Here is a 14,343-nt window from a genome sequence, read left to right on the forward strand (position 1 = left end):
CACCATCGCGAATCCTTCGGTTCAGACTGCCCTGAGCAGCGCTATCCACGCCGCCGAGCCCACCTTCAGCACCGGGCCGCCCTGCGTAACCCGCTTCGAGTCACGCACGTGCACACCCGCAGCCGTAACAGCGACCTCGACGCACTCTCCGCCCGACCCCGTGCTGTAACTGCTAGTGCGCCAGGACAGGTTGGTCTCAGCCTGCGTCCCGCTTTCCGCGTTCATAGCTCTCCCAGCATCTTCTCGAGGAGCCCCAGGGACTCACGTGGAGTCAGGGCCTGAGCACGCAGGATGCCGTACTGCTCCTCGTACTCGCGCACCGACCTCCGCTCGCTGAAGAGTCGGCTGTCGTTGCGTGCCTCGACGTACGCGAGCCGCTGCCCCTTCTGCGTCTCGTACAGAGTGAACGGCCCGTCCAGGGCTGCGTGTTCCACGCACCCGATCGGCATGACCTGGACGACCACGTTCCTCTGTTGTGCGCGAAGCAGCACTTCCTCCAACTGGCCTCGCATGACCGCATGCCCACCGAGGGGCCTACGCAGCACATGCTCCTCGATGACGAAGCTGATGGTGGGGGACGGCTGGCGGTCGAAGATCACTTGGCGAGCGAGACGGGAGCTCACACGCTGGTTGACGGTCTCGGGGTCCAGCAGAGGCAACCACATCTCGCAGACCGCCCGTGCGTACTCCTCCGTCTGCAACAGGCCGGGCACGGCCTTGCTGGCGTACACGTGCAGCTCCACCGCCTCCGCCTCCAGCTTCGCCGCGTCTCGGAAGAAGGCGGGATACCTCGCCCGCGCCACCTCCTCCTTCATCACCACCAGCAGTCCGCCGGCCCCCAGCACCTCGTCCACCCGGTCGATGAACTCCGGCCGGGGAATGCGCCGCCCCAGCTCCACCGAGGCGATCATGTCCTCGCTGTACCCGAGCTTCGCGCCCAGCTCCGCCCGCGTCAGCCCTCGGGCCGTCCGCAGCAACCGCACCTGCTGCCCGAAGCACCGCAGGATGCCCGTCTCGCTCTCCCCGTGCACCGCCATGGTGCCCTCACCTCACCCGCCCGCCGGGTGGCGCCCGCTCCTCGTCCCGCCGCAGGCGCCGCACCCGTCCGTCACTCACGGCTCACTGTAGGGACACCCTCCGTCGCTTTCCCTCCGCTTGGCCCCGCTTCCCCCGTACCGCGTACGAGCGCCCGCCCTCCCGCGTACAGCCCCCGGCTGTACACCCGCACCCGCATGTCCCATCAGGGCACCGGCCGCCTGACGGCGCGCTAGGGTTGCGCCTCAAGTTGTGCCTCAAGGGAGGGGACAACGAGCAGCCGTTGCGCCGCTCACCGAATCACCGCGCGGAGACGGGGAAGCAGGGGTGTCCGCGCCCCGTACCTCGGTCACTCGCGGAACAGCCTGGGGGGACTCACCATGACCGACGCGGACTCACCATGACCGACGCGCCCACGGACGCCGCCCACATCGACGCGGACGAAGCCGACGACGCCGCCGACCGGAAGGTCGTCGAGCAGGAGCAGGCCGAGATCAAGAACTTCGTCAAAAGTCTGAGCGCGAACGACATCAAGTCGGGCAACTGGTTCACCAAGCTCGCCGCTCATGCCATGAACTCGTACACCGAGAAGGTGGACTGGCAGTACTTCCAGGACCGGTACGCGGGCGTGCCCGCGGATGCCATCGTGGATCAGCGGATCAAGATGGCGGCCCGGTACGCCGCGCTCGAAGGAGGGCTCTCCGCCGGGGCCTACACGGCGACCGTAGCCGCCACCATCGGGAGTCTCGGGGGTGCCTCACCGGCGACCGTCCCCGCGGCCGTGGCGACCATGATGGTCGACGTCGCGTTCCTCACCCAGCTCCAGCTCCGCCTGGCCTACGACATCTCCGTGCTCTACCGGGTCCCGCTCGACGTGCACGACCCCGAGGACCTGTGGAAGCTCATCCGCGTGGCGTTCACGATCAAGAGCGGGGAAGCTGCCCGCGAAGGTGTCGCGAAGGCGATCCCGGCCCTGGTGCGACCGTTGGTCAAGCGCTTCTACTCGAAATCGGTTCTCAGCGCCGGGAGGGCGCTCCCCGTCGTCGGGAAGCACCTCCTGCAGCGCAACGTCATCAAGATCGGTATCCCCCTGGTCGGCGTCCCCCTCGCCGTCCTGCTGAACCGCTACACCACGCTGCTCGCGGGCCGGCACGCGCGTGCCGTGTTCCGGAACGAGGCGCGGGTGATCGAACTAGCCGAGGGAATGAGCGAGCGCAGCCGGCACCCGCAGTTGATGCTGTGGGTCGCATGGCTCGTCATCAGGGCGAACCGCGAGATCGCGGACGACGAGGCGCTGCTGATGCGGCACCTGGTGCGGCTGGTCCGGGAACGGCACGAGGTGGCCGACGAGCAGCTCGCGCACGTCGTCGACATCGACCCGGCCGAGGTGTGGAAGCGCGTGGACGCCGAGCCGGGCGATCTCGGCGACGTCGTCGACGCGGCGGAGCGGGTCGCCACCGTGGACGGTGACCTCAACTCCCGTGAGAAGGCGGTCCTCGCGGAACTCCGGGAGCGGTGCCGCCGGGGCTGACGCCGTCGGGCGCCACCGCGCGGACGCCGCCCCCCGCCGCCCGACGCCGAAACCGGGCCGCGGCCTGCTCGTCGCGGCGGCGCCGGCCGACGACTGGGGTGTCATCGACCGCCGTAGTGGCCCCGGGCAAGACGGTCCGGGTCTCGCTGCGGACGGGCCGACGCCCGGTGGAGGCGACCGTGGCGGATCGCTGAGCCGATGTCAGGTGGGGCGGATACGCTGAGCCACGATCGTCCACGGACGGTCGATCATCGTCCGTCCATGGACGCACGACACGACGGAGGAGGCGCGATGCCCGCTCACCGGGACGTCCACGAGCATCGCTCGGGCGGCGGCACGCACGCCCCGTCGCCGCCGTTCGCGCCACCGTCACCGCCGTACCGTGCATCGACTCGATAGGTTGCCCATGCCCGGCCGTCTGCTAGAACTCCATGTCGAGAACTTCCGCAGCCTGCGGGACGTGACCGTGCCACTCGGCCCCCTCACCGTGCTGGTGGGCCCGAACGGCGCGGGCAAGTCCAATGTGCTCGCGGTCTTCGACTTCCTCGCCGACATCATCCGCACCGACCTCCAGCCGGCGTTGGACTCGCGCCGCGGGTTCGACGAAGTGGCCTTCTGGGGCGGGAGCAGGCCGCCGACCTCGATGCGCATCCAGCTCAAGGCGACCTGGACCAGCAACGCGTCGCTCAACGCACCGGACGAGTACAACCTCGTCATCCGGCGTCGCTCCCTGCCGTCGAACCGGGACGGCGCAGGCACGCGGTACACGTTGTCGCGTGAGGAAAGCTTCGCGTTCAAACGCAAACAGGGGCGTGGCCGCCGCATCACCATCTCCGGCGAAGAAGCTCGCGTCGTCGACGAGCGGGCGGGACAGACGAAGGACAGCGGCAGCTTCGGCATCCGAAGGCTCAGCAGCGGTCTGTCCACGCTGCCCCGGCTCGGTCCCGCCGACGGCGGCGACGAGGTGACACGGGTCGCGGACCGGCTGTCGTCGTTCCGGGTCTTCGACGTCGACGTGGCGGCCGCCCGTCAGCCGACCCGTCTGCGTGGGGCGGACTTCGAGACGCTCTCGCCGCACGCCGAGAACCTGGCCGGGTTCCTGATCCAACTGAGCGGTCGTGAGGAGATCTGGGACGATTTAGTCGCGGACGCCCGGACCGTCCTGCCTCAGTTGGAGAACATCGAGTTCGAGGAGGTCGGCGGCTCCACGGACCAGCTGACCGTCGTGCTGCGCGAGCGCGGCCTGCGCCGACTGACGCCTCTCGCGGACGCGTCGTACGGAACCGTCCGCCTTCTGGGACTGCTCGCCCTGCTGTACGACCCCAACCCTCCCGCGTTCACCTGCATCGAGGAGATCGACCACGGGCTGCACCCGCAGGCCCTGGAACTCGTCGTGCAACGGCTGCGGGAGGCCGCCGAGCGGACGCAGTTCATCGTCGCCACTCACTCCCCCGCCCTGGTGAACCGGTTGTATCCGGAGGAGTTCGTCGTGTGCGACCGCGACGAGGACGGCGCGTCGATCATCCCCGCCCTCACCGTCGACGAGGTCAAGGAGATCGTCGAGGAGTCCGGTGAACAGCCCCTCGGGGAGTTGTGGTTCTCCGGGGTGCTGGGCGGCGACCTCACCGGGGGTGAACTGTGACTCCGAGAGGACGGCATGGCGGCGGGCGGGTGTCCCAGGCGCAGGAACGGGGCGTCATCGTACTGGCCGGCGAGGACCAGAACGACTGCGAGATCCTGGCCGCGCTGATACGCGCGCACCGGCCCGACCTGAGCGCGGCGGCCAAGCTGGTCCGCATCAACGACCCGGTGCGGTTGCGCAGGAAGTCCGGTCCGGACCTGGCCGCCGCGGTGAAAGCGCTGGTCGGCAAGGCGCGGGCCAAGGCGCGCCAGCAGCGTGCCGAGCTGATCGGGTTCGTCGTCCACGAGGACCTGGACGGTTACGCCGACGCCGGTTACGACCGGATCCGCAAAACGCTCACCGCCGAACTCGCGGACCAATGCCAGGGGTTCCGGACGGCACTCGCCCTCGCCGCATGGGAGAGCGAGGGCTGGCTGCTGCTGTTCCCCGAAGCCTTCCCCCACGTCCGTCCGCGCTGGAAGGTCCCCGACCGCCTGCTCGACAAGGACACCGGCCGCATCAAGGATGCCAAGGAGGAGCTCAAGCGGGGGCTGGGCCTGCCGGTCTTCCGGGAGAGCGACGGCCCCGCGGTCGCCCGCGAGGCGCTGAAGCGCCAGATGATCCCCTCCCCGCGGGGCAGCAACCGTTCGTACGCGGACTTCGTCGGGGACCTCACGAGTTGGACCTGACCACCGATCGCGGGGAGGCCAGAGGCAGGGCGATCTCATATGCTCTCGCCCGTTTGCGGTCAGGGACGCGTTCTCCCGCCGGGTGGTGACCGGGAGGCCTCCCCTCGTGCAGGCCCCGGCGCCGCGCTCCGGTCCGGCCACCGCCTCAGCCGCGGCCGCGACGTCGCCACCGGGAGCCCGACCCGACCGGCCGAGTTCGCGGCGGTGCCGCACAGGACCCTGCTGGTCGATCGCTCTCCGGCGTCACGTACGCCGGAAACGCGCGATGCGAGAACGTGCGCAGCGCCTGCCGAAACTCAGGTCGTACGCGGTGTCGGCCACCGACTCGTCTCTCGGTGGGACAGCGCGCACGGGCGCGCCGCCCCATGTACAGCACGCTCCCGTACAGGCATCGCTGCTGGTGACACGCCCGACCAGCCGCCACGCTGACCGCATGCACAGCCCTTCCCCCCAGCGGAACCGGCCCTCCGGTCCCACGATGCCCACCGAGTTCGCCATGGCCTTCACCTCCACCCCGCGAGGCGCCCGCCTGGCCCGACTGTTCGTCGCGCACTGCCTGGACACCTGGGGCCACCCCTACGACGGCCACGTCAACGAGACGCTGACCCTGATCGCCGCCGAGCTGTGTGCCAACGCCGTACGGCACGGACGGGTGCCCGGCCGGGACTTCCACGTCCGGTTGGCCGCCGAGGCGGACGGCACGCGGCTGCGCGTGGAGGTTTCCGACACTCGCGCGGAGCGCCGGCCGCCCGTCGCCGTCCCCACGGCCCCCGACGCCGATGCCGAGTCCGGTCGCGGACTCGTCCTCGTCACCGCCCTGGCCGACGACTGGGGAGTCACCGACCGCCGCCGCGGCCCCGGCAAGACCGTGTGGGCCGTGGTCGGCACCACGTCCGGCGACCAGCCCAGTGCCCTTCGCCAGGGCCGGCCCGGTCCCCGCACAGCCCCTCCGACGCGTCCCTGACAAGGGCGGCCGTGAACACGTCGGACGGCGATGAGGCCTTCGCGCTGCACCTCCGCCAGGCCCCGCCGCGCGGCACCGCTCACCCCGGTCGACGAAGCCGCGGCGTCGTTCCGGTCACGGTCGTCGGGGGCACAACCAGGTACGTCACCGAAGGCGGCCGGGCAAAGACCTGCAACGGCCAGCGGCCCTGCACGAGTGGGCGTCTGCCGGGCAACGCTGCCCGGCAGACGCCTTGTCGGTCACTGCGAAGGTTTCAGCTGACCTTGAGGATCAGGTTGCTGGGCCAGTGAGCCTTGTTCAGGTGGGCGAACAGGTTCTTGATGTCGGGGGGAGAGAGCTTGATGCACCCTTCGGACTTGTAACTGCCGCGCCAACGGCTGGCACCGTCCTTGGTCATGTTGCTGTGGATGAACAGATCACCGCGCGTGACGGCCCTCTGACCGCGCTTGGGGTGACAGGCCTTGTCCGCGAGGTGGATCGCGTACCCCTTGATCCTCGTGTTGCGGTTGGTCTGGTGCCCGAGAATCTTGTAGGTGCCGCTGGGCAGCCACCCACGTCCCTTGGCGCACTCGTCCGTGCTGCCCTTGCCTGACCCGGCACGGTAGCTCTTCACCAGTCGGCCGTTTCGGTACAGGGCGAGCGTCGAGTGGTCCGTCCGAGACCAGTTCTTGGTGAACTTCAGTACGTATCCGCGGGTGGCCGGCGTGGTGCCGGTGTGTCCGCCGGCCAGGGCATTCCACGTTCCTCCTCCGACGACGCCGTCCACGCGCAGACGGTTCTGACGCTGGAAGGCCTTCACCGCGGCCGCGGTGCGAACGCCGAACACGCCGTCCGTCTTCACGGCGTGCCCCCGCGCGGCCAGCAGACGCTGAGCGGCGGTCACCGCGTGCCCGCGGCTTCCGGAGCGCACGGTGACGATCAGCGCCTTCCAGGTGTTGACTCCGACGACACCGTCCGCGCGCAGACGGTTCTGACGCTGGAAGGCCTTCACCGCAGCCGCGGTGCGAACGCCGAACACGCCGTCCGTCCTTACGGCGTGCCCCCGCGCGGCCAGCAGGTGCTGGGCCGCGGTGACGACCGGTCCCCGGCTTCCGGAGCGGAGCGTGGGCCACTGCCGGGCGTGCGAGACACCGGTGGCCTTGGCGGCCGTACGAGGGGCGGTGGTCAACGGCTGGGCCGAGCGCGCCGGTGAAGAGACCCGGGTGTCGTGGGCGGCAGCGGGGTCGGCCAGGCCGAGCGCGGAGAGGATCCCTGCTGCGGAAGCGGTTGTGGCGACGGCGACCCGCAGAGTCGTGCGGCACTTCGCGTTCATGATGGTTAGTCCTTTCGTGTGATGTGTCCGGGCATGGCCATGACGCGTCAGGACATGGCACGGCCAGGGACTTCTCGGGAAAAGGTGAGCCGGGACGTTCTCACCGGCTGACGACAACCTTGGACCAGGTTCCAGGCCGGATCTACGCTGTGCGCGTCACCGGCCATACGCGCATATACGCGGACCGCGTGTATGGGGTCTGAACTGGGGTTTCACAACTCGACGCAGGGAGTTCGCCAGTGGGCACCAAGCCTCGGAACGGCGCTGACAGCGGCCAGGTGCCGACGCCCGCGGGAGTCGAGCTGGGGCGCACGCTCAAACGATGGCGCGAGGACAGCAACCGGAGCCAGAACGCGGTCGCCAAGAAGCTGGGAGCCAGGCAGCCGACGGTCTCACGATGGGAGTCGGGCGCCACTCTCCCCACCGCCGAGGTCGTCCGGGCGCTCTGGCGGATTCGTGTCGGGCCCGCAGGCACGGCACCCGAGGACGGGGATGCCGAACTCGACCAGGCGTTGGACCTGCATCGGCGCGCGGAGACGGAACGTGGCCGCGCTCCCGGACCGGTAACCACAGGTCCACCGACGGCGGTCTCGGCACCTTCGGCGGAAGCCGGTGGCAGGCGAAGGGCACCGGTGATCCTCACGGCCTCGGGAGTCGCTGCGGCCGTCCTGCTGGTGATGATCTTCCTGGTCCAGCACTTCGCCGGCCCCACGCAGGCGGAAGGCGAAACGGAGCACCCTTCCGTGACGATGGCGTCGGCCCGGCCCGCGCCGCCGGCCACGTGCAGCGGCGCCTCCTGCACGTCTGCGGAGCCGACCACCACCGTGTGCGCGCAGGACGCGACCACCGCGTACACCGGCCGCGGTTACGGAGTGCTCGTCGAACTGCGCCACAGTCCCCGGTGCCATGCCGCGTGGGCCAGGATGCATGGCACCTCGCCGGGAGATCGGATCATGCTCCGTTTCCGGGACGACGAGGAGGCCTCGCAGGAATACCGGCAGCAGTCGGGGAAGGACGCCCACACCCGCATGGCCCACGTGGACGACCTCACCAGCGTCCGGGCCTGCGCGATCGTCGAGGGGCGTGGCACCGTCTGCGCAACCGAGGCCGCCTCCGGCACTGCCCAGCGATGACCGCTAGGGGGGGCAAGCCCTTGGAGGCGGCCCTCGGGACGTTGTACGCCTGGAGGTGCCGACCCCCGCGCGGAACACCGGCCCGCCTTCCATGCGTGGCCACGTGCCGGGGCTCGGCCAGGCCAAGAGAGGTCACTGCTTTCCTCACCGCTTCCCCGGCGCTGTCGGGACGTGCCCACGCCAAGTGGCGGGCATCAGTCACGCTGCTGGTGACGGTGGTCGTAGTAATCCTCACCGCCCACCAAGACCGAGGTGACGTACCTCGGCAGGCCTCTGGCGTCCTGCTCGACCTCCTGTGAGGTCTGCCGGGTGAAGCCGAGCGACACCCCCGGGATCACCGGGTACTCCGGCTGCGACGTGTCGACCGTCCAGCCCCGGCCGGCGGCACGCCGGAACAGGTCGTCGGCGGGAGTGGTGAACACCTCGTCCCCCTGGAGCAGGACACGCGTACTGGACGTGCGGCCCGCACCGGGCCACCACAGCTCGATCGCGGTGACGTGGGCGCCGTCCTCGATCAAGGCCTGCACGCCGACGTGGTCCAGGGTCCAGGACGCCTTCGCCGAGTTCCGGCTCGGGCGGCGCAGCACTCGGGCCTCACCCCAGTCGGGTACCGCGGCGAGCGCCTCGTCGAGCGTCATGCCCAGCAGGATCGGCGCCACCCCGCGCGGCGGGTCGAGTACCAGATCCATCGCCAGCGCCTCAATCCGTCACGGCTCGTCGTTTCGGGATGCCGTAGTGTATCGTCCGGCCCTTCTCCTCCACGGGCCGGTCGTTCCATGAGCTCTGCGCGCTGCCTGCCGTGAGTCACCGGTCGTTCGTCGGGCCCTCGCGACCGGCCTGGTCACCCTGCACCGGCCGCCCGTACCGGCGGGCTCGCGGCCTCACGAGCCGCGCGGCGACGGCGGCGAGCCAACCGCTGGGGCTGTACGGTGCCGGAGGATCGACCTCCATTCCCAGTTCGGCTGTGGCCAGGGCGTAGTCGGACTCGTCCAGGTCGAGGGCGAGAAGCTCGTGGAGCTCACCGGTGAGCCGCGCGACCAGGTGTGGGTCGGTCTGCGCTACGTAGTCGGTGACCGCCGCGTCGTGGTCGTCGAACTCGTCCGGCATGTCCTGGGAGAACCAGCCGCCGAGGAACTGTCCGAGCTCCGGGAATCGCGCGTGCCACTCCCAGCGGGTCGCGGGCAGGGCCGGGGGCGGGACCACACCCTCAGCGACGCTGTGTTCGATGTGGTCGGCGAGGCAGTGGAGCCACTGCTGGATCTCGCTCTCGGGCAACCCGACGTCGGGAATAGCGTAGAACTCCCCCAGCTTCAGACGCAGTCGTCCAGGCGGGTGCTCGGCATATTCGCGCAATTGCCGCTCGGCGACGGCAAGCGCCCACGGGCGGGTGTGCCAGGTGTGCCGCAGGTAGGCGGTCAGCGCCTGACTCGGACGCTCCGGTGTGTCGTCGGCCGGCTGTCCGGCGTAGGCGCGCATCACCTGGTCCAGTTCGCCGTAGCGACGGTCGTGTTCTCGCGGGCTCAAGGGCATGGTGATCAGTCTCTACAGGTCGCTACAGGTAGATGGGGAACGCGGCGTGCACGGCGAAGCCATGCGGACGGGACGCGTCCCGCCGCAGAATCACACGGGCGGCCCGCACGTCGATGGGCTCCCGCCCCGCTAGCATCATCGCCTGCAGCAACACCCGGCCTACCGGCTGCGCCCGGGACGGCCAGGACGCCTCGATGGTCAGGCGAGGGCGCGTGGACCGGGCCAGCCAGCGGTGGATGATCTGTTCGTTCGCGGTGATCACCTGCTGAGTGGCCCACTGGGCGGTCTCGCGGTCCGGGTAGGTCGAAGTTGCCGTGCGTACGGGGCGACCATCAGGCACGGCTACCGCCTTGCGCGAGAAGAGGTGAACGCATGCCGCGCGCGTGATCGGAGCGTCCCCCTTCCTCGGAGTCCGGGTGTGCGCCTACCCCGCCTCGCCGCGCTGCCGCACCGGCGAGGACGTGGATCAAACGAGCCAGTGACAGGGCACCGACCGGATCATCGGCATACCGTCGCACTTGGACGGGACCGACCTCGTCCAGGAACACCTGCTCGCGTGCCAGGACGAACCCCATAGTCAGCAGGGCCGCCCGGCCGTTGCCGTCGTCGAACGGGTGGAAGAAGCACACATCCAGATAGGCACGTGCGGCCCGGGCGGGAAGGGGGACGTCCGTGGAGGGCGCGGTGGCTTGGGACAGACACTCCTCGAACCGCTCAGGTGTCCCCTCGCACACCCCGTACCGTTCGCGTCCTCCCTTGGCGAAGGCCGGAAGGCTGCGGAACGCGACGTCCGGGCGGTCGAGGACGAGCTTCTGCCACCCGGCGAGGAGGCTGAAGCTCAGCGGCCGGTTGGCCGCGGCATCCCTCTGAGCCGACCGCCAGGCTGCCCGCATCCCGCTCCCACGCGTCGTGTCACCGTGTCCGTCGCGCGCGCCCGCGACCAAGTCGACGGCGTCGCGAGTGCCCCGGACCGGACCGATCAGCTCGTCCGAGGCCTCGTGCCACGCGATCTGCGAGCGCACCCGGAGCCAGCTCTGGAGGTCGTCACGCACCATGCCCTCCGATGGCCTGTCCGGCACGGCCGATCACCTCCGCGTCGGGAGCGATCCAGCTGTCGAACTCCGAGTCCACGACCTCGTCGGCCAGTTCCTCGGCCTCCATGGGGGACATCCCCGTCGACTCGAGGTACCAGGTGAGTGTCTGCGCACAGGCACCGCGCCATGTCTCGCCGGCTCCGGTGCGTTCCACGACGAGTGTCACGAGCGGAGCGACAGCGCGTTCACGCATGCGCCGTGTCTCGTCCCCGCCCCTGTCCGGTTCCGGGGCGAACTGCGCGAAGACCGCGGCGAGTTCCTCCAGCCAAGCGCGCCACTGGAGCAGGGCGCTGGTGTACCGCTGTGTCTGCTGCTCCAGGTCGCCGCTGCCGAGGCCGCTCGCCGGCAGATCCCTGATGATCGCCCCCGAGTCGGGAGTCTCATCCACGGCGTGGTACCAGCCGAAGGCCCACGAGCCGTAGTGCTCGGCAAGGCCCCGGGCGACCGAATTGGCCGACCACAGCCCTCGAGGCCGACCCGACTCGGGGTCCGGCGAGAACACCACGTCACGCACCACGACGCGTGCCTGGTCGGGGTCGAAGGGATGCGTGGTCGGATCGACGTCCCGCCACGTCATCGATGTCGGGTACCAATCGGAACTGATGACTACTCCTGTTGTCTGGGTGTTGGTGCCGCTATGGCTGTGACGCCTGCTCCGGCATCGACGTCAGGACGACGAACGGCGGGTCAAGTGATGCATCATATTTAAGAACGGTTTTCACGCCCGTCACATTGATGGCCTCGGCGTCCATGCCCTTGTTCTTGAACCCTTGGTTGTTCACGTCATTGGGTTGCTTGGTCACGCTGCGGCCACTGTATTCGCCGTTCGGTGCGATGGTGTCGATCGGCAGCTTGAGGTCGTTGTTCTCCGACTTCGGCGGACGACCCAGCCACTTCGTGATCTTGGCTGAGTTCTGGTCGATGTTGTACTGGGTCAGCTCCTGGGCCTTCTCGGCCGACGTGAAAGTGGATGCGGCGGCGATGGCCGGCTTGCCGTGCGGCCACGCGTTCGTCGGCGGGTGGCCTTGGTCCCGCAGTCGTTGGGCAAGCTGCTCGTCCGTCTTCCCCACATGCTTGTCGAGGGTGTGCCCCCCGCTCATGTATTCCTGGCCGGCCAGCTCTATCCTGTAGACACCGTTCTCGGTGTCCTCCGGGTTGGTCCATACGTGCTCGGTCTTGAACTCATTGAGCGCCCGCATCCCGAAGCCCTGCGCACGCGCCTCCTGCGCCTCGAACGTCGGAGCGCTTCGGTGGGCCTCGTCCAACGGGGCAATGAGCGCGTCGAGTCGCGGAACGAGCGCGTCGACCCGTCGGTTGTAAGTGGTCACGATCGCGTCCAACCTGGCGGTGTCCATGTGAAGGACGATGCCCTGGCCGAGTTGACTCGCGCTGTTCACGACACCTTTCACCAAGCCCTTGGCCACACCCTTGAGGTCGTCCATGCCGACCCCGTCCTTGAGGTCGAACTCGAGCTCGGGAATCGCCTCGCGCACGGCCTTGACGTAGACGTCCCACACCTCGCGATTCAGGTAGACGGCCACCTCGGCGAATTCACGGAGGAGATCGCTGACTTCCTGCGCCGTATCGAACAGCACGGTCATCACAGGGTGGGTGGCGGTCTGCGAGGCGGCGCTGTCGTGCTTCCACCTGTAGCCCTCGCGGCTGCCGCCCCACGCCGTCGTGCCCCACAGCGAGCTGCAGAACTGGCGCATCGCGTCGTACCACTCGCTGTGGGTCTGCAGAGTGATGCTGCTGACGTTCCCGGTCAGTCCGCTCTCCGCCAGGGAGAGCGCGGTGGTGGTCGCCAGCCACGCCTGGGACAGCGAGTTCAGATAGTGCTGCTGGGGAAACGGATAGACCTCGGCGACCTTTCCCATGCGGAAGGCGTGCTTCACCACCGGCCTCAGAACGTCCCGGACCGGCTCGGGCACCCACTCGAGGAGCCTTCGGACGAAGTCGTCGCCGCCGTCGTCGTCACCCCACTTCAGGTTCGGCACGGGGCCGTAGGCGGGCGGCTTCTCGATGACTCTCGGCAACGGCTGCACGACCGGCTGCGCTTTCCCCGCGGGGTCGCTGGCTGCCTCCGCCTTCGCATAGGCATTGGCCGTCCAGGTGAAACCGACTGCCGCACCGCCGATGCTGACGACGCTCCTGGCCCACACCTCGAGGAAACGGTTGCCCACCTTGACGTACGACCTCGCGAACGCCTGAGGCGAGGTCCCGTATCCGCCGGCGTCCGGGTACCTGTGCAGATCGTCGAGCAGGCTCTTCGCGCCCTTGTCCATCACCGTCTGCTGGCTCGCCACACCGACGGAGACGCGGTGGAGGTCGCTCGGCTTGACGTCGATGGTGCCGTTCCGGCCTGGCGCCGGCGTCGCCATCAGCCGACTCCCCAGCCGCGCAGCACCGCCCGGTGCGCAGCCGCGTAGTTGGTGTGGCTCGTGGTCACGCACTCGTGCAGCCACTTCTGGGCCGCCTGCAGGTCCTGGGCCGAGCGGTCCCACTCGTCGAGTTTGTCGACGAAGACCTCGCGGGCCTCTCCCTCCCAGGACAGCACGACCGGCACGACCCTGTCGTGGAGTTCTTCCAGACTGTCGTTGAGCTTCTTGAGAATGTCCTCCAGTTCGGCGGCGAGCTCACGGAGAGCGGCGAAAGAGACGATGATGCGGTCTTCGTGGGCGCTCCCGGTCGACATGGTCCCCGTTCCATAGATGTCGTCGTGGCTTCGGCAGAGAACATCTGGCAGGGCGTCAGAGGGAGTCGAGGCTGCTGCGCGGATAGGCGGGCCCGGTCGTCTCCGGGTTCGGTCCCGAAAGCTTGTCGACCTCGCTGTCGACGTCGACCGCGATTTTCCGCAGCCGGGCGACCACGTCCAGTTCCTGCTCCGTGAAACCGTCCCGGCTGAGGCGCACCGCCTGTTCGAGGTGTCTGATCACCTCACGGATGCGCACGGCGTCCTCTGCCGCCGCCCGGTGGAACTCGCGGTACGCCGTCGCCGCCGGCCCTCGCCAGCCGGCCTCGATGCGGTCGACGATCGCGTCCATCCGCCTGACCTGCCTGTCGAGGTGACCTTGCATGTCGTCGAGGTCATCGGCCAGCTTGGTGAGAGCCTGGCTCGAAGCCCTCAGATCGACGCCGCCGTCCTGGCCCTCGCCCGCCCCACGTACGCCCATGTTCCGCACCGTCCCCATGGCCTCAGCGTAACCAGTCGCGTGTGAACAGTGATCCTAACCTCGTGCTCCTCCGGTGCCGAGGCCGACGGCGGGCCGAGGGGGCAGTCGGTAGTCAGGCCCCCGGCCAGGAGGCATCCACGGCATCCGCGCCCCTGCGTGCCACGCGGCCGGGGTCCGGGATTCGGCCGGATGGGTGCCGTTGTCCGAGGTGGGCGCTATTTTTGACGCTGATCGTCACGGTGCCTTCGCCGGCTGTCACGG

The 14,343-nt window shown here is 69.3% G+C and carries 16 protein-coding genes; 5 read left to right on the forward strand and 11 right to left on the reverse strand.

Annotation, left to right across the window (positions count from 1 at the left end):
• Positions 1 to 21 precede the first annotated feature (21 nt).
• Both ABZ261_RS21260 and ABZ261_RS21265 read right to left on the reverse strand, forming a co-directional pair.
• Entirely contained in the window at positions 22 to 225 is a 204-nt protein-coding gene (locus tag ABZ261_RS21260; RefSeq protein ID WP_356861353.1) for a DUF397 domain-containing protein, read from the reverse strand.
• Entirely contained in the window at positions 222 to 1,037 is an 816-nt protein-coding gene (locus ABZ261_RS21265) for a helix-turn-helix transcriptional regulator (RefSeq protein WP_356861355.1), read from the reverse strand. The genes ABZ261_RS21260 and ABZ261_RS21265 overlap by 4 nt, the downstream gene beginning before the upstream one ends.
• Positions 1,038 to 1,435: 398 nt before the next feature.
• On the opposite strand from ABZ261_RS21265, the gene ABZ261_RS21270 reads away from it, so the two are divergent.
• The 4 genes from ABZ261_RS21270 to ABZ261_RS21285 all read left to right on the forward strand — a co-directional run bounded on the left by ABZ261_RS21270 (position 1,436) and on the right by ABZ261_RS21285 (position 5,840).
• A complete protein-coding gene (locus ABZ261_RS21270; RefSeq protein ID WP_356861357.1) occupies positions 1,436 to 2,566 on the forward strand; it encodes a hypothetical protein in 1,131 nt (376 codons plus the stop codon).
• Positions 2,567 to 2,972: 406 nt separating this feature from the next.
• Positions 2,973 to 4,208, forward strand: a complete 1,236-nt coding sequence (locus ABZ261_RS21275; protein WP_356861359.1) for an AAA family ATPase — start codon at positions 2,973 to 2,975, stop codon at positions 4,206 to 4,208.
• A 29-nt stretch (positions 4,209 to 4,237) separates the two neighbouring features.
• Positions 4,238 to 4,876, forward strand: a complete 639-nt coding sequence (locus ABZ261_RS21280; protein ID WP_356861361.1) for a hypothetical protein — start codon at positions 4,238 to 4,240, stop codon at positions 4,874 to 4,876.
• Between the two features lie 433 nt (positions 4,877 to 5,309).
• Positions 5,310 to 5,840, forward strand: a complete 531-nt coding sequence (locus ABZ261_RS21285; RefSeq protein ID WP_356861363.1) for an ATP-binding protein — start codon at positions 5,310 to 5,312, stop codon at positions 5,838 to 5,840.
• A gap of 253 nt (positions 5,841 to 6,093) precedes the next feature.
• On the opposite strand, the gene ABZ261_RS21290 is transcribed toward ABZ261_RS21285, so the two are convergent.
• Positions 6,094 to 7,152 (reverse strand): peptidoglycan-binding protein, encoded by a 1,059-nt coding sequence (locus tag ABZ261_RS21290; protein WP_356861365.1) that lies wholly within the window; start codon positions 7,150 to 7,152, stop codon positions 6,094 to 6,096.
• Between the two features lie 239 nt (positions 7,153 to 7,391).
• Between ABZ261_RS21290 and ABZ261_RS21295 the strand changes: the two genes are divergently transcribed.
• The gene (locus ABZ261_RS21295) at positions 7,392 to 8,285 is read left to right on the forward strand and encodes a DUF2690 domain-containing protein (RefSeq protein ID WP_356861367.1); all 894 of its coding nucleotides are present in this window, start codon (positions 7,392 to 7,394) and stop codon (positions 8,283 to 8,285) included.
• A 194-nt stretch (positions 8,286 to 8,479) separates the two neighbouring features.
• On the opposite strand, the gene ABZ261_RS21300 is transcribed toward ABZ261_RS21295, so the two are convergent.
• The 8 genes from ABZ261_RS21300 to ABZ261_RS21335 form a co-directional block, all read right to left on the reverse strand.
• On the reverse strand, positions 8,480 to 8,974 hold the full coding sequence (locus ABZ261_RS21300; protein WP_356861369.1) for a hypothetical protein: 495 nt from the start codon (positions 8,972 to 8,974) through the stop codon (positions 8,480 to 8,482).
• A gap of 115 nt (positions 8,975 to 9,089) precedes the next feature.
• Positions 9,090 to 9,815 carry a contact-dependent growth inhibition system immunity protein gene (locus ABZ261_RS21305; RefSeq protein WP_356861371.1) on the reverse strand — a complete coding sequence of 242 codons (726 nt, stop codon included), beginning with the start codon at positions 9,813 to 9,815 and terminating at the stop codon, positions 9,090 to 9,092.
• Positions 9,816 to 9,837: 22 nt separating this feature from the next.
• Complete coding sequence (locus ABZ261_RS21310; protein WP_356861373.1) at positions 9,838 to 10,155, reverse strand: RNase A-like domain-containing protein; 318 nt, start codon at positions 10,153 to 10,155, stop codon at positions 9,838 to 9,840.
• Entirely contained in the window at positions 10,148 to 10,870 is a 723-nt protein-coding gene (locus ABZ261_RS21315; protein WP_356861375.1) for a Fic family protein, read from the reverse strand. The genes ABZ261_RS21310 and ABZ261_RS21315 overlap by 8 nt, the downstream gene beginning before the upstream one ends.
• Positions 10,860 to 11,486, reverse strand: a complete 627-nt coding sequence (locus ABZ261_RS21320; RefSeq protein ID WP_356861377.1) for a hypothetical protein — start codon at positions 11,484 to 11,486, stop codon at positions 10,860 to 10,862. The genes ABZ261_RS21315 and ABZ261_RS21320 overlap by 11 nt, the downstream gene beginning before the upstream one ends.
• A gap of 58 nt (positions 11,487 to 11,544) precedes the next feature.
• Positions 11,545 to 13,290 (reverse strand): RNase A-like domain-containing protein, encoded by a 1,746-nt coding sequence (locus ABZ261_RS21325; protein ID WP_356861379.1) that lies wholly within the window; start codon positions 13,288 to 13,290, stop codon positions 11,545 to 11,547.
• Entirely contained in the window at positions 13,290 to 13,604 is a 315-nt protein-coding gene (locus ABZ261_RS21330) for a WXG100 family type VII secretion target (RefSeq protein ID WP_356861381.1), read from the reverse strand. The genes ABZ261_RS21325 and ABZ261_RS21330 overlap by 1 nt, the downstream gene beginning before the upstream one ends.
• 55 nt (positions 13,605 to 13,659) lie before the next feature.
• Complete coding sequence (locus tag ABZ261_RS21335; protein ID WP_356861383.1) at positions 13,660 to 14,100, reverse strand: WXG100 family type VII secretion target; 441 nt, start codon at positions 14,098 to 14,100, stop codon at positions 13,660 to 13,662.
• Positions 14,101 to 14,343: the final 243 nt, after the last annotated feature.

It is taken from the genome of Streptomyces sp. NPDC006193 (genome assembly GCF_040613915.1).
Taxonomy (GTDB): domain Bacteria; phylum Actinomycetota; class Actinomycetes; order Streptomycetales; family Streptomycetaceae; genus Streptomyces.